Origin of the sequence: Pseudooceanicola marinus (assembly GCF_020177265.1) — a bacterium.
GTDB classification, from domain to species: domain Bacteria; phylum Pseudomonadota; class Alphaproteobacteria; order Rhodobacterales; family Rhodobacteraceae; genus Pseudooceanicola; species Pseudooceanicola marinus_A.
Window position 1 is genome coordinate 1 of the sequence record NZ_JAIVMC010000003.1, and the last position, 19,018, is coordinate 19,018.

Annotated in this window: 13 protein-coding genes; 5 read left to right on the forward strand and 8 right to left on the reverse strand. The window is 67.9% G+C overall.

All coding sequences use genetic code 11. The features are described from left to right. Positions 1-46: 46 nt before the first annotated feature. Together rhaS and LC066_RS04760 are read right to left on the reverse strand one after the other, a co-directional pair. On the reverse strand, positions 47-1,042 hold the full coding sequence (gene rhaS / locus LC066_RS04755; protein WP_224896842.1) for a rhamnose ABC transporter substrate-binding protein: 996 nt from the start codon (positions 1,040-1,042) through the stop codon (positions 47-49). Between the two features lie 43 nt (positions 1,043-1,085). Continuing rightward, positions 1,086-1,892 (reverse strand): DeoR/GlpR family DNA-binding transcription regulator, encoded by an 807-nt coding sequence (locus tag LC066_RS04760; protein ID WP_222476376.1) that lies wholly within the window; start codon positions 1,890-1,892, stop codon positions 1,086-1,088. 191 nt (positions 1,893-2,083) lie between these two features. On the opposite strand from LC066_RS04760, the gene LC066_RS04765 reads away from it, so the two are divergent. Both LC066_RS04765 and rhaI read left to right on the forward strand, forming a co-directional pair. After that, on the forward strand, positions 2,084-4,186 hold the full coding sequence (locus LC066_RS04765; RefSeq protein ID WP_224896844.1) for a bifunctional rhamnulose-1-phosphate aldolase/short-chain dehydrogenase: 2,103 nt from the start codon (positions 2,084-2,086) through the stop codon (positions 4,184-4,186). A gap of 59 nt (positions 4,187-4,245) precedes the next feature. Further along, entirely contained in the window at positions 4,246-5,520 is a 1,275-nt protein-coding gene (rhaI, locus tag LC066_RS04770; RefSeq protein ID WP_224896846.1) for an L-rhamnose catabolism isomerase, read from the forward strand. 58 nt (positions 5,521-5,578) lie between these two features. Here the strand turns inward: rhaI and LC066_RS04775 are convergent, their stop codons facing one another. From LC066_RS04775 to LC066_RS04790, 4 genes are all read right to left on the reverse strand, one after another. Beyond that, a complete protein-coding gene (locus LC066_RS04775) occupies positions 5,579-6,103 on the reverse strand; it encodes a winged helix DNA-binding protein (protein WP_222476388.1) in 525 nt (174 codons plus the stop codon). A gap of 2 nt (positions 6,104-6,105) precedes the next feature. Beyond that, the gene (locus LC066_RS04780; protein ID WP_224896848.1) at positions 6,106-7,401 is read right to left on the reverse strand and encodes a TRAP transporter large permease; all 1,296 of its coding nucleotides are present in this window, start codon (positions 7,399-7,401) and stop codon (positions 6,106-6,108) included. Next, positions 7,401-7,943, reverse strand: coding sequence for a TRAP transporter small permease subunit (locus LC066_RS04785; protein WP_224896850.1), 543 nt, complete (start codon positions 7,941-7,943; stop codon positions 7,401-7,403). Before LC066_RS04785 ends, LC066_RS04780 begins: the two co-directional genes overlap by 1 nt. A gap of 106 nt (positions 7,944-8,049) precedes the next feature. Continuing rightward, entirely contained in the window at positions 8,050-9,027 is a 978-nt protein-coding gene (locus tag LC066_RS04790; protein WP_224896852.1) for a TRAP transporter substrate-binding protein, read from the reverse strand. Between the two features lie 139 nt (positions 9,028-9,166). Here LC066_RS04790 and LC066_RS04795 point away from each other — a divergent pair, with 139 nt between their 5' ends. Beyond that, positions 9,167-12,763, forward strand: a complete 3,597-nt coding sequence (locus LC066_RS04795; RefSeq protein WP_224896853.1) for a hydantoinase B/oxoprolinase family protein — start codon at positions 9,167-9,169, stop codon at positions 12,761-12,763. A 77-nt stretch (positions 12,764-12,840) separates the two neighbouring features. Here the strand turns inward: LC066_RS04795 and LC066_RS04800 are convergent, their stop codons facing one another. Beyond that, positions 12,841-15,036, reverse strand: a complete 2,196-nt coding sequence (locus LC066_RS04800; RefSeq protein WP_224896855.1) for a xanthine dehydrogenase family protein molybdopterin-binding subunit — start codon at positions 15,034-15,036, stop codon at positions 12,841-12,843. A gap of 3 nt (positions 15,037-15,039) precedes the next feature. After that, the gene (locus tag LC066_RS04805; RefSeq protein ID WP_224896857.1) at positions 15,040-15,486 is read right to left on the reverse strand and encodes a (2Fe-2S)-binding protein; all 447 of its coding nucleotides are present in this window, start codon (positions 15,484-15,486) and stop codon (positions 15,040-15,042) included. Between the two features lie 263 nt (positions 15,487-15,749). On the opposite strand from LC066_RS04805, the gene LC066_RS04810 reads away from it, so the two are divergent. Then, on the forward strand, positions 15,750-17,420 hold the full coding sequence (locus LC066_RS04810) for a GMC family oxidoreductase (protein WP_224896859.1): 1,671 nt from the start codon (positions 15,750-15,752) through the stop codon (positions 17,418-17,420). Between the two features lie 394 nt (positions 17,421-17,814). Then, on the forward strand, positions 17,815-18,873 hold the full coding sequence (locus tag LC066_RS04815) for a GlxA family transcriptional regulator (RefSeq protein ID WP_224896861.1): 1,059 nt from the start codon (positions 17,815-17,817) through the stop codon (positions 18,871-18,873). The last annotated feature ends 145 nt before the right edge of the window (positions 18,874-19,018 follow it).

Genomic DNA, 19,018 nt, shown 5'->3' on the forward strand with positions numbered 1-19,018 from the left:
CGCGCGGGGCAGGGGATCTGCCCCGCGCGCGAACGGGATCAGAGGATCAGAAGATGCTCTTGAACTCGTCGATGTTGCTCGAGTCGTAGGTGAAGGGCTCGGACATGGCGGCGGTGTTGCTGTCGTCCAGCGTCACGCTGCCCATGCGGCCCGTCGGGATCTCGGCGCCCGGCTCGGCCTCGGCCGCGTCTGTGGCCAGGGCATGGGCGATCATCGCCGTGGTGTAGCCCAGGTCGACCGGGTTCCAGATGGCGAAGGACTTCGACGCGCCGCTTTCGACCGCGCCGGCCATTTCCGACGGAAGGCCCAGGCCGGTGACGTTCACCTCACCCACCTTGCCGGCGTCCTGCACCGCCTGGGCGGCGGCAACGATGCCGACAGAGGTCGGCGCGATGATCGCGTCGAGGTCGGGATAGGACTGCATCAGGCCCTGCGCCTCGCGGTAGGACTTGTCGGCCAGGTCGTCCCCATAGACCGTCGCCACGACTTCGATGTCGGGATACTGGTCCATGACCTTGTTCATTTCCTCGATCCAGGTGTTCTGGTTGGTCGAGGTCGAGGTGGCCGACAGCAGGGCCACCTTGCCACCATCGGGCAGCTGGTCGGCGGCCAGCTTGATGATCGTCTGGCCGATCAGCTCATCCGAAGAGGGCGCGAGGTGCATTTCCCGGCCCTCGGGCGCGACGCCGGAATCCCAGGAAATGACGGTGATGCCGCGTTGCATGGCCTTCTGCAGGGCCGGGGCGACGGCGTCGGGGTCATTGGCGGAAATCGCGATGGCGTCGACCCGCTGGGCGATCAGGCTGTTGATGACCTCGATCTGGCCCTCGGCGGTGGTCGAGGTCGGCCCGGTGTAGATGATCTCGGTATTGCCGAGCTCCTCGGCGGCCTCCTCGGCGCCACGCGCGGCGGCCTCGAAGAACCCGTTGCCCAGCGACTTGGCCACCAGCGCAATGCGGACATTGTCCTGCGCCATGGCGGTCGATCCCGTCAGCGACGCGGCAAGGCCGAGCCCGATGGCGAAACGTCTTGTCAGTGTCATTTGCATTCCTCCCTTGAAATGACTCCCGAAATGACCGGGCGGGTCAGCCCGCCTCGGCCTCCTCCTCGGTCGCGGCCCCCGAGGGCGCCACGACCAGTGTCACGCCGGCGCTTTCCAGCATGGCGGCGTGGACATCCGTGATGCGGTCGTCGGTGATCAGCGTGTCCACCTGTTCAAGCGGGCACAGGATCAGGCTCGACCGTTTCTCGAACTTCGAACTGTCGGCCAGGATCACCACCTCTTCCGCCTGTCCGATCAGCTTCTGCTCGGACTGGATGACCAGCGGGTCGGGTTCCATGATCCCCAGAGGCGCGATCCCCTGGCAGCCCATGAACATGCGCCGCGCGTAGAAATTGCGGGTCACGTCGTTGTCGAAGGGCGACAGGATGATGTTCTGTTCGCGGTAGATCGTGCCGCCCGGCAGGACGACCGTGTTCTTGGTCTGCTTCAGCAGGTGTTCGGCGATCGGGAACGAGTTGGTGAAGACCTGGCAGCGGCGCGTGGCCAGCGGGTGCACCATCTGGAAGGTGGTCGTGCCACCGTTGATGATGATCGCCTCGCCTTCCTCCAGCATCTCGACCGCGGCGCGCCCGATGGCGCGTTTCTGCGCGGCGTTCTTCGACTGGTTCACCGAAAACGGCCGGCCCAGCAGGCCCGTCACGGCAGGCGGCGCGACCGACTCGGCCCCGCCGCGCACCCGGCGCAGCTTCTTCTGCATGTGCAGCGTCGCGATATCGCGCCGGATCGTCGCCTCGGACGATTCCGTCATCTCCACCATCTCGGCGACCGATACGAACGGCTTGGCCTCGACGGCGGACAGGATCACGCGATGTCGCTCATTCTCGTGCATGGATGCCTCCCTTGGTGGTTCAGCATGACGCGGTGATCCGATCATTGTCAATCATAAATGATCGTAACCGATCTTTCTGCACCTGCATAATGATTGGTCTTGATCGTTTGTGATTGACAATGGCGGGCGGCGAACTCATCCTGCCCTCGACATCACGACCGGCCCTCGCGGGCCTGATGGGAGGAAACGCCATGCTCAAGACAGTGTCCGGAACCGGGCTCGATAACCTGTGGGACGACGCCAGGACGTCCGGGATGACCGAGTCCGACAAGTTGCTTTACCGTTCGAACCTGCTGGGCTCGGACAAGCGGGTCACCAACTACGGGGGCGGCAATACCTCCGCCAAGGTGATGGAAACCGATCCGCTGACCGGGGAGGCGGTCGAGGTGCTTTGGGTCAAGGGATCTGGCGGGGACATCGGCACCATGGACAAGTCGGGGTTCGCCACGCTTTACATGGAGAAGCTGGAGGCGCTGAAGGGCCTCTATCGCGGCCTCGAACACGAGGACGAGATGGTGGGCTACCTGCCTCACTGCACCTTCGATCTGAACCCGCGCGCCTCCTCGATCGACACGCCGCTGCACGCCTATGTGCCGAAGAAGCACGTCGATCACGTCCACCCGGATGCGATCATCGCCATTGCCGCCTCGAAGAACTCGAAGGAGCTGACGCAGAAGATTTTCGGGGATGAGATCGGCTGGCTGCCCTGGAAGAAACCGGGGTACGAACTCGGCCTCTGGCTGGAGGATTTCTGCAAGAAGAACCCGGACGCCAAGGGCGTCGTGCTGGAAAGCCATGGATTGTTCACCTGGGCCGATGACGCGAAAGAGTGCTACGCGCTGACCCTCGACACCATCAACCGTGCCATCGCCTGGTTCGAGGAACAGACCGAGGGCGTCGCCCCCTTCGGCGGGTCCGTGCACCCGACGTTGCCGGAGGCCGAACGCCGCCGCGTCGCCGCAGCCCTGATGCCCGCGATTCGCGGCATGATCTCCGAAGACAGCCACAAGGTTGGCCATTTCGACGACCAGGACGCGGTGCTGGATTTCGTCGGCGCCCAGGACATGCCGCGCCTCGCCGCGCTTGGCACCTCCTGCCCGGACCACTTCCTGCGCACCAAGATCCGGCCGCTGGTGGTCGACTTCGACCCGTCAAACCCGGACATCGACGCCACCCTGGACAAGCTGAAGGGCATGATCGAGGACTACCGCGCCGACTATGCCGCCTATTACGACCGCTGCAAGCATGCCGACAGCCCGGCCATGCGCGACCCCAACGCGGTGGTCTACCTGGTGCCCGGCGTCGGCATGATCACCTTTGCCAAGGACAAGGCGACGGCGCGGATCTCGGGCGAGTTCTACGTCAACGCCATCAACGTGATGCGCGGCTCTGACGCCGTCAGCGATTATCAGGGCCTGCCGGAGCAGGAGGCCTTCGATATCGAGTACTGGCTTCTGGAAGAGGCCAAGCTGCAACGCATGCCCAAGCCCAAGAGCCTGGCGGGCCGCATCGCCATCGTCACCGGCGGCGCGGGCGGCATCGGCATGGCCACCGCCGAACGCTACCTGGCGGAAGGCGCCTGCGCCGTGCTGGCCGACATCGACGCCGAGGCCCTGGCGCAGGCGACCGAGGCACTGGTACAGCGCTATGGCCGCGACATGGTGCGCAGTGTCCAGATGAACGTGACCTCGGAGGAGGCGGTGGCCGCCGCCTATGCCGACATGGCCGTGGAATTCGGCGGCGTCGACATCGTTGTGTCCAATGCCGGGATCGCCTCCTCGGCCAAGGTCGAGGACACCACGCTGGAGCTGTGGAACAAGAACATGTCGATCCTGTCGACCGGCTATTTCCTGGTCGCACGGGAGGCCTTCCGCGTGCTGAAGGCCCAGGGCATTGGCGGGTCGATGGTCTTCGTGGCCTCGAAGAACGGGCTGGCCGCCAGCCCTGGCGCCTCGGCCTATTGCACCGCCAAGGCGTCCGAGATCCACCTGGCCCGTTGCCTCGCGCTGGAGGGCGCGCCGGAGGGCATCCGGGTGAACGTGGTGAACCCCGACGCGGTGCTGCGCGGCTCGAAGATCTGGACCGGCGAGTGGCTGGATCAGCGCGCGGCGACCTATGGCACCGACAAGGACGGGCTGGAGCAGATGTACCGCGACCGCTCGCTGCTGAAACGCAGCGTGCTGCCCGAGGACATCGCCGAGGCCTGCTATTTCTTCGCCGCCGACACGAGCGCGAAATCGACGGGCAACATCCTGAACGTCGATGCCGGCAACGTGCAGGCCTTCACGCGCTGACACTGACGGGGCCGCGCCCGCCCGATGGGGCGGCGCGCACACCCCGAGGGAGGAGACCCATGATCGACGCAACCACTATCACCGCTGCCAACGCGGCGGCGGACGCCACCCTGCGCGCGGATTACGACGCGCTTGGCGATCACCTGGCCCGCCGCGGAATCGACATCGCCAGCATCAAGGACAAGGTCGCCGCCTATGGCATCGCGATCCCCTCCTGGGGCGTGGGCACCGGCGGCACCCGCTTTGCCCGTTTCCCCGGGGTGGGGGAGCCGGCCAGCGTCTTCGACAAGCTCGACGACTGCGGGGTGATCCACCAGCTGACCGGCGCCACGCCGCGCGTGTCTTTGCACATCCCCTGGGACGATGCCGACCCGGCCGACCTGCTGGCCAAGGCCGAGGAAACCGGGCTGGCCTTCGACGCGATGAATTCCAACACCTTCCAGGATCAGCCGGGGCAGGCGCACAGCTACAAGTACGGCTCGCTGTCGCATACCGATGCTGCGACCCGCGCCCAGGCGGTGGAGCATAACCTCTACTGCATCGAGCTGGGGCGGAAGATCGGCTCGAAGGCGCTGACCATCTGGGTTGGCGACGGATCGAACTTCCCCGGCCAGAGCAACTTCACCCGCCAGTTCGAACGCTACCTCGGCAGTGCCAGGGAGGTCTACGCCGGCCTGCCCGCGGATTGGCGCCTTCTGACCGAACACAAGATGTTCGAACCGGCCTTCTATTCGACCGTCGTGCAGGACTGGGGCACCAACTACATGATCGCGCAGGAGCTGGGGCCGCAGGCACAGTGCCTTGTCGATCTGGGCCACCATGCGCCCAATGTGAACATCGAGATGATCGTCGCGCGGCTGATCCAGTTCGGCAAGCTGGGCGGCTTCCACTTCAACGACAGCAAGTATGGCGACGACGATCTCGACACCGCCTCGATCGACCCCTACCGCCTGTTCCTGGTGTTCAACGAACTGGTGGAGGCTGAGGGCACGCCCGATTTCGACCCGGCGCATATGCTGGATCAGAGCCACAACGTCACCGACCCGATCGAAAGCCTGATGAATTCGGCGATGGAGGTGCAGCGCGCCTATGCCCAGGCGCTGCTGGTGGATCGCGCGGCGCTGGCGGGCCACCAGGACGCGAACGACGCGCTGATGGCGTCGGAAACGCTGAAGGCGGCCTTCCGCACGGATGTGACCCCGATCCTGAAGATGGCCCGGCTGGAGAAGGGCGCGGCGATTGATCCGGTCGCGGCCTACCGGCAGTCGGGCTACCGCGCGGCGGTGGCCGAAACGCGGCCGGTCTCGGACGGCAGCGGCGGCGGGATCGTCTGAACCCGGGGTAAACCCTGGTCCTGCCTGTCCCTGGGACGGGCAGGGCTGGCGTATCGCGTCAGAGGCTGGCGGCGGCGCGGGCGGCCTGGTCATAGCCGCCGGACATGGCCCGCAGGAGGGCGGCAAGGCGCGACACCTCCGCCGGGTCGATGCCCGTGGCCTTCAGCGACCGGATCAGCAGCGCCTCTCGCACCGTGCCGTACTTGCGGCACAGCTCGGCGCCCGCATCGGTGATCGAGACGGTCTTTTCCTTGCCCTTGCGCCCCGTGGTCACCAGCTTGCGCTCCACCAGCTTGCGCAGGGCGTAGTTGACCGTGTGGGTGTCCTCGATGTTCAGGACCAGGCAGATGTCGGCCAGGGTCTTGGGCCGTTCGCGGTGATGGACCAGGTGCAGCACCTGGATCTCCAGCGGGGCCATGCCGGACGCACCGGCGGCGTCCATGCAGCGGGTCATCCAGCGCTGGAAGGCGTGGTTGCCCATGGCCATGGCGAACTCCATCTCCGAGACCTCGGGCATGGCGGAGTTGGCGAGGTGGGCCGATGACACCACCGGCCCCACGTTGAAACGGTCTTCGTCGGTCATGGTCACATCGTCCTCGGCAGCCACAGCGCGATTTGCGGGAAAACCGACAGAAGTGCAACGGCCGCTACCAGGATCAGGAAGAAGGGCAGGGCGTAGCCCGCCAGCTGCAGGATGTCGCGCCCGGTGATCTTCTGCAGCACGAAGAGGTTGAAGCCGACGGGCGGGGTGATCTGGCTCATCTCCACCACGATCACCAGGAAGACGCCGAACCAGATCGGGTCGAGGCCCACGGCGGTGACCATCGGCAGGATGATCGACACGGTCAGCACCACGATGGAAATCCCGTCGAGGAACATCCCCATGATGATGAAGAAGACCGTGAGGGCGGCCAGCAGGGCGTAGGGCGACAGATCCATCGCGCCGATCCAGGCCGCCAGGGCACGCGGGATGCCGGTGTAGCCCATGGCGACGGTCAGGAAGCCCGCGCCGGCCATGATGAAGGCGATCATGCAGGTGGTGGTCGAGGCGGCCATCAGGCTGTCCCCGATGCCGCGCCAGCTGGCCGCGCCTGTGGCCCAGGCCAGGATCATCGCGCCGACGACGCCGATCACGGCCGCCTCGGTGGGCGAGGCGATGCCGGCGTAGATCGAGCCGATGACGGCAACGATCAGCCCCACCACGGGCAGCAGCCGGGCCAGCGCCCGCAGGCTGTCGCGCCCGTTCACCGCCGGTTCGATGTCGGGCATGCGGGTGGGGTTCAGCATCGCCCAGATCATGATGTAGCCGGAGAACATCGCGGCCAGCATGACGCCCGGCACAAGACCGGCGAGGAACAGCTGCGCGATGGATTGCTCGGTCGCGGCGCCATAGACGATCAGGATGATCGACGGCGGGATCAGGAAGCCGAAGGTGCCGGCGCCGGCCAGGGTGCCGATGGCCATCTTCGGGTCATAGCCGCGCGCCGTCAGTTCGGGGATGGACATGCGGCCGATGGTGGCCGTGGTCGCGGCCGACGAGCCAGACACGGCGGCGAACAGCGCGCAGCCCAGCACGTTGACATGCAACAGACGGCCCGGCAGGCGGCGGGTGAAGGGGGCCAGCCCCTCGAACATGTCCGACGACAGCCGCGAGCGGACCAGGATCTCCCCCATCCAGATGAACATCGGCAGCGAGGTCAGGTCCCAGACGGTCAGGCTGCCCCAGACCTTGGTGGCGAAGACCAGCGTGACCGGCGCGGTGGAGGCCGCCAGCATGGCCACGAGGCCCACGGCGATCAGGGCAAAGCCGATCCACAGGCCGGCGGCCAGGGCGGCGAAAAGGACGACGACGAGGAGCGGGGCAAGAACGGCGATTTCCATCAGGCCTCTCCCTGTTCCTGGGCCGCGTAGCCGGGCGTGCCGCCGCGCAGCAGCGTCACCAACCCGTCCAGCAGGGCGACCAGTAGCAGGATCAGGCCCAGGGTCATCACGCCCTGCGGCAGCCACAGCGGCACGCGCACCATGCCGAAGGACACGCTGTCATAGGCCCAGCTGTCCCAGGTCTGCAGCACCGAGGACCAGGTGGCGAAAAGGCACAGCCCGGCGGCGAGGATCAGCACCAGCGCCTCCAGCGGGCGGGCGACGCGCGGCGGCAGGGCCCCGGTCAGCAGGCCGACGCGGACATGGCCGCCCCGGCAGAAGGTGCCCGCAAGGCCCAGAAAGACCGCCGAGAGGAACAGCATCCCGCCGATTTCCGCCAGCGACGGCACGGTGATACCAAGGGGGGCGGCGCCGATCAGCCGGGCGCCCCGGTCGATCAGGCGGCCGAGGATCTGCACCAGCACCAGCGCGGCGATGGCGGCAAAGGCCGCCGCGGCCAGCATCAAGGCGCCGGTGTAAAGCCGGTCGAGTGTCTGTCTCATCTGTCTTGCTTCCCTGCGCGGCGCCGGTGTGCCCCGGCTTTGTCCATATGGAGGATGCAAACCGGCCGGGGCACGGCATCCGCGCACCCCGGCCGGTCCGGTGGTCTTACTCGGCGTGGTAGGCGTCGACGACCGACTGGCCTTCCTCGCCGGCTTCTTCCAGCCATTCGGCGGTCATCGTCTCACCGATCTCGGCCAGTTCCGCCGACAGGGTCTCGGAGGGATCCGAGATGGTCATGCCGTTCTCTTCCAGCACCGCCAGCTTCTCGGCGGTTTCGGCCATGGACATCTCCCAGCCACGGGTTTCGGCGGCGGCGGCGGCCTCCATCACGGCGGCCTTCGTGTCGTCCGACAGCGCGTCGAAGGCGCGGGAGTTCACGATCACCATGTTCTTCGGCAGCCAGGCCTGAAGTTCGGTGTAGTTCGACACGAAGTCCCAGGCCTGCGAGGAGACACCGGTGGAGGGCGAGGTGATCATCGCGTCGGCGCGCCCGGTGGAGAAGGCGGTGGGAATGTCGCCGGTCTCGATCTGGGTGGGCACGGCGCCCATCAGCTGCGCCAGGCGTTCGGTGGCGTTGTTGTAGGCGCGGAAGGCGGCGCCTTCGAGGTCGGCGGTGCTTTCCACGGGGCCGGCGGTGAACAGGCTCTGGCCCGGCCACGGCACGGCATAGAGCAGGGTCAGGCCCTGTTCGGCCAGCTTCTCTTCGACCATGGGGCGCGAGGCCTCCCACAGCTTCATGGCGTCATCGTAGTTGGAGGCCAGGAAGGGGATCGAGTCGATGGCGAAGATCGGATCCTCGTTCGCCAGGCGCGACATCAGGGTCTCGCCGATCGGGGCCAGGCCGCGACGCACGGCGTCCTTGATTTCCGGGTGCGCGAAAAGCGAACCGGCGGAGTGCACGGTGATCTCCAGGTCGCCATCGGTGGCCTCGGTGACGTCCTCGGCAAACTCGATGATGTTGGCGGTGTGGAACACGCTGTCGCCATAGGGCGTGGGCATGTCCCAGGTTTCCGCCATGGCGGCGGGGGCGGCCAGGGCGGCGAGGGCCCCGGCGAAGAGCGGCATGCGAAGGTGTTTGGTCATCTTGGGTCTCCCAGTTGTCGATTTTCTGAGCAGCGGATCGGGTCCGCCACCTCGCTTCGTGCCCCGACCTTGACAGATACACTGAAAGTTCGTCAACAAATTGTCAGCGAAATGACTGCGAGATGCAGGGAGAAGATGAATGAATAAGCAGCAGCGCGGCGCGGAATGGGATTTCTGGATCGACCGTGGGGGCACCTTTACCGATGTGATCGCCCGTTCCCCCGAAGGGGGACTGACCGCGATGAAGCTCCTGTCGGAGAATCCCGGAGTCTACGAGGATGCCGCAATCGAGGGGATTCGTCGCCACCTGGGCGAGGATGAGATTGATTCGTCCCGCGTCGGCACCGTCCGCATGGGCACCACCGTGGCGACCAATGCGCTGCTCGAACGCAAGGGCGACCGGACGCTTCTGCTGATCACCAAGGGGTTCCGCGATGCCCTGCGCATCGCCTACCAGGATCGGCCCGACATCTTCGCCAAGGAAATCATCCTGCCCGAACAGCTCTATGAACGGGTGATCGAGGTCGAGGAACGGGTGCGCGCCGACGGTACGGTCGAGGTCGCGCTGGATGCGGAAGGCACCCGCGCCCAGCTGGAAGAGGCGAAGGCCGACGGGATCGACGCGGTGGCCATCGTGCTGATGCACGCCTGGGCCGCGCCTGATCACGAACTGGCACTGGAGGCGCTGGCGCGCGAGGTGGGCTTCGGCCAGATCTCGGTCAGCCACGAGGTGTCGCCGCTGATCAAGCTGGTGGGCCGGGGCGATACCACCGTCGTCGACGCCTACCTGACGCCGATCCTGTCGCGCTACGTCGAACGGGTGGCCAGCGCCCTGGGCGCCACGCCCCCGGACGAGGCGGGGCCGACGCTTCTGTTCATGATGTCCTCGGGCGGGCTGACCGCCGCCGACCGTTTCAAGGGCCGCGACGCGATCCTGTCAGGCCCCGCGGGCGGGGTCGTCGGGATGGCGCGCACCGGGCAGATCGCCGGGCACGACAAGGTGATCGGCTTCGACATGGGCGGCACCTCGACCGACGTGGCGCATTTCGACGGCGCCTTCGAGCGTGCCTTTGAGACCCAGGTGGCGGGCGTCCGCATGCGCACGCCCATGGTTCAGGTGCATACCGTCGCCGCCGGGGGCGGGTCGATCCTGCATGCCGATCCGGGTCGCTTCCGCGTCGGTCCCGACAGCGCCGGCGCCCATCCGGGGCCGGCCTGCTACCGGGGCGGCGGGCCGCTGACCGTGACCGATGCCAACGTCATGCTGGGCAAGCTGAACCCCGACTACTTCCCCGCCATCTTCGGCCCTGACCAGGATCAGCGTCTGGACCGCGACACCGTGGCGGCGAAGTTCACCGAGATTTCCGATGGCCGCGCGCCCGAAGAGGTGGCCGAGGGATTCCTGCGCATCGCCGTGGAAAGCATGGCCAACGCGGTGAAGAAGATCTCCGTGCAGCGCGGCCATGACGTGACGGGCTACCTGCTGAACGCCTTCGGGGGCGCCGGCGGGCAGCACGCCTGCCTCGTTGCCGATGCCCTGGGGATGAGCCAGGTTCTGATCCATCCTCTGTCGGGCCTCCTGTCGGCCTACGGCATCGGCCTGGCCCGCGTGACCGAGGCGCGCCAGCAGGGGCTGGAAGGCACATTTGGCGAAACCACCGAGATCCCCCCGGCGCTGGAGCGGCTGGAGGATGAGGTGCTGACCGCCCTGGCCGAACAGGGCGTGCGCGACGGTGTCGAGATCCGCCGCCGGTTGCACCTGCGCTATGCGGGCACCGACACCGCCCTGCCGGTCGCCTGGGATGGCGACGAGCGGGCCGCGCGGAACGCCTTCGAGGCCGCGCACCTGGCCGAGTTCGGCTTCACCGATCCGCAGGCGGCCCTGATCGTCGAAGCGGTGGAGGTCGAAGGCGAGGCGCCCGAGGGCGATCGTATCGACGGCACCAGCGCCCTGACCGAAGGCGCGGCGGAGATCGAGGCCCGCGTGCCGGTCTTCTCGGGCGGCACCTGGCACGAGGCCGCCGTGGTGCGCCGCGACGCGCTGACGCCCGGCCGTCACGTGCAGGGCCCGGCGCTGGTGATCGAACCCAACCAGACCATCGTCGTCGAGCCCGGCTGGCGCGCCGAGGTCAGCCAGCATGACCACGTCATCATGACCCGCACCGAGGCCGCCAACCGCGCCGAGGCAGCGGGGACCGAGGCCGATCCGGTCCTGCTGGAGGTGTTCAACAACCTCTTCATGAACATCGCCGAACAGATGGGCGTCGCCCTGCAGAAGACCTCGCGCTCGGTCAACATCAAGGAACGGCTCGATTTCTCCTGCGCGGTCTTCGATGCCGATGGCGCGCTGGTGGCCAATGCGCCGCACATGCCGGTGCACCTCGGCTCCATGGACCGCTCGGTTGAGGCGGTGATCCGGCAGAACAAGGGCCGCGTCCGTCCGGGCGATGTCTTTGCGCTCAACGCGCCCTACAACGGCGGCACCCACCTGCCGGACATCACCGTGGTGACGCCGGTTTTCGAGGGGGAGGAGATCCTCTTCTGGACCGCCTCGCGCGGGCACCACGCGGACGTGGGCGGCATCGCCCCCGGGTCGATGACCCCGCGCGCCACCAGCGTCGACGAGGAAGGCGTTCTGATCGACAACTTCCTGCTGGTCGAGGGCGGGCGCTTCCGCGACGGCCCGCTGCGCGAGCTGCTGACGGATCACGCTTACCCCTGCCGCAACCCGGATCAGAACATCGCCGACCTGAAGGCCCAGGTGGCCGCCAACGCGCGCGGCGCGGCAGAGCTGCGCCGGATGATCGAGCAGTTCGGGCTGGAGGTCGTGCAGGCCTACATGGGCCACGTGCAGGACAACGCGAGCGCCGAGGTGGCGCGGGTGCTGGGCCGGCTGGACGACGGCGAGTACGAGTACCCCACCGACACTGGCCAGACGATCCGCGTGAAGATCACCATCGACCGTGACGCGGGCGAGGCCACGGTGGACTTCACCGGCACGTCGCCCATGGCCGAGAACAACTTCAACGCGCCGGAACCGGTGACGCGGGCGGCTGTTCTCTACGTCTTCCGGGTCATGGTCGAGGCGCCGATCCCGATGAACGCAGGCTGCCTGGGGCCCATCCGGATCATCGTGCCCGAAGGCTGCATGCTGGCGCCGACCTACCCGGCGGCAGTGGTGGCCGGCAACGTCGAGACCTCGCAGCATGTCACCAACGCGCTTTTCGGGGCGCTTGGCGCCATGTCGAACAGCGAGGGCACGATGAACAACCTGACCTTCGGCAACGACGCCTACCAGTACTATGAGACGATCTGCGCGGGCTCGCCCGCCGGTCGGTTCAACGACGGGCGAGAGTTCGCGGGCCAGGCGGGGGTGCATGTGCACATGACCAACTCGCGCCTGACCGATCCGGAGATCCTGGAAAGCCGTTACCCGGTCCTGCTGGAACGCTTCGGCATCGACGAAGGGTCCGGCGGGCAGGGCCGGGTCGCGGGCGGCGACGGCACCAGCCGGGTGATCCGCTTCCTCGAACCGATGGACCTGTCGATCCTGTCCTCGCACCGGGCGAACCCGCCGCAGGGCCTGAAGGGCGGCCAGCCTGGCCGCTGCGGCAAGACCGAGGTGCGGCGCCTGTCTGGCGAGGTCGAGGCGCTGAAGGCCTGTGACCAGACCGAACTGGCCGCCGGCGAGGCGGTGATCGTCACCACCCCCACCCCCGGCGGTTACGGCGACTGATCCCGGGGGCACGGCCTGAAACGAAAAAGACCGGCGCAGATCGCGCCGGTCTTCTTTATTCTTAAGGGCAGGTTGCCTCAGCCGAAGTCGTGTTTCGACAGCGGCAGGCTGCGCACCCGCTGGCCGGTCAGCTGGGCCACGGCGTTGACCACCGCAGGCGGCACCGCAGGCAGGCCGGGCTCGCCCACGCCACCCATCTGGGCGCCGCTTTCGATCACCTCCACGTGGACCTCGGGCATCATGTAGGGGCGCAGGATCTCGTACATGTCGAAGTTGCGCGCCGTCGGCTCGCCGTTCTCGTAGACCAGTTCCTCGACCAGCGTTTCCGACAGGCCAAGCGCCACGGCGGATTGCACCTGTGCCTCGATCACCGCCGGGTTCACGATGGTGCCAGGGTCGATGGCCGTCCAGATGTTGTGGACCCGCACCGCGCCCCGGTCGAGGGAGACCTCGGCGATGGCTGCTGCCTCCGACCCGAAGGGGGAGGCCATGGCGACGCCGCGGGCGCGCGTGGTGCCGTCCTCGGCCTCGTAGGGGCCGGGTTTCCAGCCGCCCGAAAGCTCTGCCGTGCGGGTCAGCAGCGTGGTCAGCCGGTCGTTGCCCGACAGCAGCTGCAGCCGCATCTCGTAGGGGTCCTGGCCGGAGGCCTCGGCCAGCTCGTCGAGGAAACCTTCGTACATGAAGTCATGCATCGAATGCCCGACCGAGCGCCAGTAGCCGATCACCGCTGGATTGGCGACGGGGATCTGGCCGATGGCCTTGTTGGCCAGCGCGTAGCTCTTGCCCGAGATCCCTTCGGAGGCCGAGGGGTCGCTACCCGGAGGAGCGTTGTACCAGCGTTGCGTCGGGCCTTCGCCGACCACCGTCGCCTCCAGCGAGACCGCGCGGTCCTCGCCCACGGCGCCGCGGAACTTCGCCAGGCCCAGAGGGCGGGGGGCGTCGCGCAGGAAATCCTCCTCGCGGGTCCAGATCAGCTTCACCGGGCGGCCGGTGGCCTGGGCCAGGGCGATCGCCTGCGGGAAGGGATTGGCCGTGCGGTAGAGGAAATGGCGCCCGAAGAAGCCGCCCAGCATCTGGCTGTGCAGGGTCACCTGCGCCGGGTCGATCCCGGCGGCCTCGGCGGCGGCGCCGACGAACTGTTCAGGGGCCTGGTTGGGCAGCCACAGCTCCAGCGTGCCATCGTCGTTGAAGCGCGCGGTGGCCGAGGGCGGCTCCAGCTGGCCGTGGACGACGAAGGGCGCGTCGTAGACCGCCTCGATCACCGTGTCGGCGGCGTCGAGGGCCGCGGCTGCATCGCCCTCCGCCTCGATCTCGACGACCTCGCCACTGGAGCCGGCCAGGGTGTCGCGGAACCCGGTGGAGGAGAAGTCGGCGGGCATCGGCCATTCGGCCTCGCCCTCGGTCCATTCGACCTCGGCCGCTTCGACGGCGCGGCGGGCCTGCCAGAACTTTTCGGCCACGACAGCCACGGCCCCATCCAGCATATGCACCGAATGCACGCCACGCATGCCCTCGATCTCGGCCTGGTTGGTCACGGCCGAGGGGGTCATGCCGAGGCGCGGGGCGTGCTGGACGGCGGCCAGCAGCATGCCGTCGACCTCGACATCCAGGGCGTAGCGAGCCCGGCCGGTGGACTTGTCGCGCACGTCGAGACGCGGCATGCCGGTCTTCAACCAGCGGAAGTCGGCCTCCTCCTTCAGCGTGACCTCGGTGGGCACGGGCAGGTCCATCGCCGCCTCGGCCAGCTCACCATAGCCCAGACGGTTGCCCGAGTCCGGATCGACCACGGCGCCCGGTTCGGTGATGAGCGTGGCGGCCTCCACGTCCCAGCGGGTCGCGGCGGCCTCGATCAGCATGGCGCGGGCCGAGGCGCCCAGTTGGCGCATGATCGGATAGGCCGTGCGGGTGGAGGCGGAGCCGCCGGTGATGCGGTAGCCGCCCATGACACCGAAGGGACCGCCCGGCGGGGCGCTTTCGACGGTGAAGGCCATGGGATCGAGGTCCAGCTCCTCGCCCACGATCTGCGCCATGGCCGAGTAGATCCCCTGGCCCCCTTCGATGAAGGGGCTGCGCAGGACGGCGGTGCCATCGGCGCGCAGTTCCAGGAAGGCCTGCACGGCGGCCGGTTCAGCCGCGGCGCCGGCCTCCTGCGCCTTCGTGGGGCGGACGGGCAGGGTGGTGGCCAGCACCAGCGCGCCGGAGCCGGCCAGGAAGCCGCGGCGCGAGACGTTCAGCGGCGCGGCACGGGCGGTGATCTTGTCGAGGATACCCATGGATCAGGCCTCCGATGCCTTGTGCACGGCGGCACGGATCTTGTTGTAGGTCCCGCAGCGGCAGAGATTGGTCATCGCCGCCTCGATGTCGCCATCGGTGGGCTGGGGCGTCTCGGTCAGCAGGGCGGTGGCGGCCAGGACCTGGCCGGACTGGCAGTAGCCGCACTGGGGCACCTGGTTTTCCACCCAGGCCTCGACCACGCGGCGGCCGGTTTCGGTTTCCTCGACCGTCTCGATGGTGCGGATCTGGGTGCCCTCGACGCTGTCGGCGGGGGTCACGCAGGACCGGGTGGCATAGCCGTCGACCAGCACGGTGCAGGCGCCGCATTGCGCCACGCCGCAGCCGTATTTCGTGCCCAGCAGGCCCAGTTCCTCGCGGATGACCCACAGCAGCGGGGTATCGGGTTCGACATCCACCTCATGTTCGGTGCCGTTGACTGTCAGCTTCATGGGAGCCTCCTTGCAGGTCCTCGTGTGGCATATCCGGCGCTGGCATCCCGCGAGGGGCAGGGCGCGCCGGCATAGGGTCGTCGGCGCAAAGATTACTCCCACGGGCGCCTTATGCTAAGGGCGGCGGCCCGATAGGACCAATGAGCCTGCCTCATGAATGGGGCGCCCCTGGGCCGCAGGACCGACGGCGGGGCGCGCATTTTCCGTTGGAAAGCGTCCGACGGCCCTGTAGCACCGAAGGGGTACAGGGCAGGGAGGGGGCCATGTCGCAGGCAACACCGGAGGCGGAGACCTTCGATTACGTCATCGTCGGCGCGGGCACGGCGGGCTGCCTGCTGGCCAACCGGCTGAGCGCCGATCCCGGCACCCGCGTCCTGCTGCTGGAGGCCGGTCCGAAGGACAGCTACCACTGGATCCATATCCCCGTCGGCTATCTCTATTGCATCGGCAATCCGCGCACCGACTGGATGTATTCCACCGAGGCTGCGCCGGGGCTGAACGGGCGCAGCCTGCTTTATCCGCGCGGCAAGACCCTGGGCGGCTGTTCCTCGATCAACGGCATGATCTACATGCGCGGCCAGGCGCGGGACTATGACGGCTGGGCGCAGATCACCGGAGAGGACGCCTGGGGCTGGCAGGCCTCGCTGGAGGATTTTAAGCGCCACGAGGATCACTATAGGCTCGACGGCGGGGCGGACCCGGCCACCGGTGACAACGGCCGCTTTTCGGATCTGCACGGGTCGGGCGGCGAGTGGCGGGTGGAGAAACAGCGCCTGCGCTGGGACGTGCTGGACAGTTTCGCCGAAGCCGCGGCCGAGGCGGGGATCGAGCCGACCGAGGATTTCAACACCGGTGACAATTCGGGCGTGGGTTATTTCGACGTGAACCAGCGCGCGGGCTGGCGCTGGAACGCTTCCAAGGCCTTCCTGCGGCCCGCGCGGCACCGTGCGAACCTGACCATCTGGACCGGCGCGCAGGCAGAACGGCTGACCTTCGACCGCAGCGGCGCCCTGCGCTGTGATGGCGTGGTGGTGCGGCGCGGCAGCGCCAGCGTGACGGCAAGGGCCCGGCGCGAGGTGGTGCTGGCGGCGGGGGCGGTGAATTCCCCCGCGTTGCTGCAGCTCTCGGGGTTGGGGCCGGCGGAGCTGTTGCGGCGTCACGGGATCGAGGTGCTGCGGGATATGCCCGGGGTGGGGGAGAACCTGCAGGATCACCTGCAGATCCGCGCCGTCTACAAGGTGGCCGGGACGAAGACGCTGAACGCGCTGACCGCCAGCCTCTTCGGTAAGGCGGCGATCGGGCTGGAATACGCCCTGCGCCGCTCGGGCCCGATGAGCATGTCCCCCAGCCAGCTGGGCGCCTTCACCCGGTCCGACCCGGACCGGGCGCATGCCAACCTGCAATACCACGTCCAGCCGCTGAGCCTCGATGCCTTCGGCCAGCCGCTGCACGGCTTCCCGGCGATCACGGTCTCGGTCTGCAACCTGAACCCTAGTTCGCGCGGGCATGTGCGGATCGGATCGGGGGATTTCCGCGACGCGCCGAAGATCGCGCCGAATTACCTGTCGACGGAGGAGGACCGCCAGGTCGCCGCCGCCAGCCTGCGCCAGGTGCGCGGGATCATGGAACAGCCCGCCATGGCCCGCTACCAACCAGAGGAATACAAGCCCGGGGTGCAATACCAGAGTGACAAGGAACTGGCGCGGCTGGCCGGCGACATCGCCAGCACGATCTTTCATCCCGTCGGCACGGTCCGCATGGGGGCCAAGGAAGATGCCAGCGCTCCGCTGGATCCGCATCTGCGGATGAAGGGGGTGGCCGGGCTGCGGGTGGTCGATGCCTCGGTCATGCCCCGGATCACCAGCGGCAACACCAATGCGCCGACGCTGATGATCGCCGAAAAGGCCGTCGGCTGGATCCGCGCGGGGGCGTGACGCGGCCGCGCCGCCATCACCGGGTCGATCCCCTTGGTCCGGGCGCCGCCGGCGACCGATCGACCGACCACGGTGGGGGGCTCCATGGTCTGCGCCCATGCCCTGAGCCTGCATCCGGGTGGCGTGCCGGAGATGCCAGCGCCGCGGGGCTGAGGGAAAGAGATTCGCTCCGGCCCTGCTGTCAACGGATCGCGGGGGCTGGCGTGAGCCTCTGAAACGGGGCGCAGGGGCGTCTGATGCCCGTCCGGTGGGCGGGTTTGCAGGGAAAGGGGCGGCCTCTCGCGCTTCTGTCTTGACCGATCTGTCATGCTGACGTCACACGGACGCGAAGGGCTGCCGTTCCGACACCCGTCCCCGACCCCCTGCCGCCTTGGCACAGCAGAAGGCTGATCCCATGGACAACAGTTTCAAGGACCGCTTCACCACCGCCGCCCCCGTGGTTCCGCAGGGCGACGCCTTCTTCCCCTTGCCGGCGCCGGAGAAGTCGACCGTCTTCGCCTTCCTGCTGGTGCCCGGGTTCACACTGCTGGCCTTTTCGGCCGCGGTCGAGGCGCTGCGCATCGCCAACCAGCTGTCGCAGCAACCGCTGTACCAGTGGCGCGTGCTGTCGGTGGATGGCGAGCCCGTCTATTCCTCCTCCGGCATCCCGATCGGGGTCGAGGGGGCGATCGACAAGCTGCCGCGCGACACGGGCCTCTTCGTCTGTTCCGGCAACCCGGCGGCAGAGGCGATGACGCCGGCCGTGGTGGGCGCGGTGCAGCGGCACCACCGCTTCGGCGGCATGGTCGGCGGGATCTGCACCGGCGCCGTGGCGCTGGCCCGCGCGGGCCTGCTGGGCGACAAGGCCTTCACCCTGCACTGGGAAAACCTGCCCGCCTTCCGCACTCATTTCCCCGATCTGCTGCCCAAGGAAACCAAGTACGAGATCGACGGCCGCCTGATGACCTGCGGCGGCGGCTCGGCGGCGATCGACATGATGCTGGACCTGATCGGCCGCGATCATGGCGAGGCCTTTGCCGCGATGGTGTCGGAGATGTGCCTGCGCAAGGTGGCCGTGGGCCGCGAGGAGGAGCAGCGCAGCTCGACCTCTGTTCTGATCCGCACGCGTCACCCGGGCCTGCTGTCGATGGTGGAACTGATGAAATCCCACCTCGAAGATCCGCTGACCATGGAAGAGCTGGCGCTGACCTCGGGCTATTCCCGGCGCCATATCGAGCGGCTGTTCATGTCGGTCTTCGGCAAGACCCCGGGGGAGTTCTACCGGGGGCTGCGGCTGGACCACGGGCGGATGCTGCTGAGCTCGACCGACCTGGAGCTGATCGACGTGGCCACCGCCTGTGGCTATGGCTCGGTCGGGCATTTCTCGCGCTGCTTCAAGGCGCGTTTCGGCGTGGCCCCCACGGCCTACAACCGCGCCCTGGGACGCGCGCGGCGCACGACGCGGCGGGGCTGACGGAGGTTCGCCTGTCTGGGACGCGAGCCTGGCTCGGCAGATATTGAAAGGGGGTAGGGCACCGGAGACGGGGGGACATGTCTCCGGTGCCAAGTCCGGGGGCGAGACGAGGAAAGAAACACGACCCCAGAACCGATGCACGATC

Excerpts from the sequence above, each read along its gene's own strand:
- rhaS (WP_224896842.1), bottom strand. The coding sequence starts at position 1,042 with ATGACACTGACAAGACGTTTCGCCATCGGGCTCGGCCTTGCCGCGTCG.
- LC066_RS04760 (WP_222476376.1), bottom strand. The coding sequence starts at position 1,892 with ATGCACGAGAATGAGCGACATCGCGTGATCCTGTCCGCCGTCGAGGCC.
- LC066_RS04765 (WP_224896844.1), top strand. The coding sequence starts at position 2,084 with ATGCTCAAGACAGTGTCCGGAACCGGGCTCGATAACCTGTGGGACGAC.
- rhaI (WP_224896846.1), top strand. The coding sequence starts at position 4,246 with ATGATCGACGCAACCACTATCACCGCTGCCAACGCGGCGGCGGACGCC.
- LC066_RS04775 (WP_222476388.1), bottom strand. The coding sequence starts at position 6,103 with ATGACCGACGAAGACCGTTTCAACGTGGGGCCGGTGGTGTCATCGGCC.
- LC066_RS04780 (WP_224896848.1), bottom strand. The coding sequence starts at position 7,401 with ATGGAAATCGCCGTTCTTGCCCCGCTCCTCGTCGTCGTCCTTTTCGCC.
- LC066_RS04785 (WP_224896850.1), bottom strand. The coding sequence starts at position 7,943 with ATGAGACAGACACTCGACCGGCTTTACACCGGCGCCTTGATGCTGGCC.
- LC066_RS04790 (WP_224896852.1), bottom strand. The coding sequence starts at position 9,027 with ATGACCAAACACCTTCGCATGCCGCTCTTCGCCGGGGCCCTCGCCGCC.
- LC066_RS04795 (WP_224896853.1), top strand. The coding sequence starts at position 9,167 with ATGAATAAGCAGCAGCGCGGCGCGGAATGGGATTTCTGGATCGACCGT.
- LC066_RS04800 (WP_224896855.1), bottom strand. The coding sequence starts at position 15,036 with ATGGGTATCCTCGACAAGATCACCGCCCGTGCCGCGCCGCTGAACGTC.
- LC066_RS04805 (WP_224896857.1), bottom strand. The coding sequence starts at position 15,486 with ATGAAGCTGACAGTCAACGGCACCGAACATGAGGTGGATGTCGAACCC.
- LC066_RS04810 (WP_224896859.1), top strand. The coding sequence starts at position 15,750 with ATGTCGCAGGCAACACCGGAGGCGGAGACCTTCGATTACGTCATCGTC.
- LC066_RS04815 (WP_224896861.1), top strand. The coding sequence starts at position 17,815 with ATGGACAACAGTTTCAAGGACCGCTTCACCACCGCCGCCCCCGTGGTT.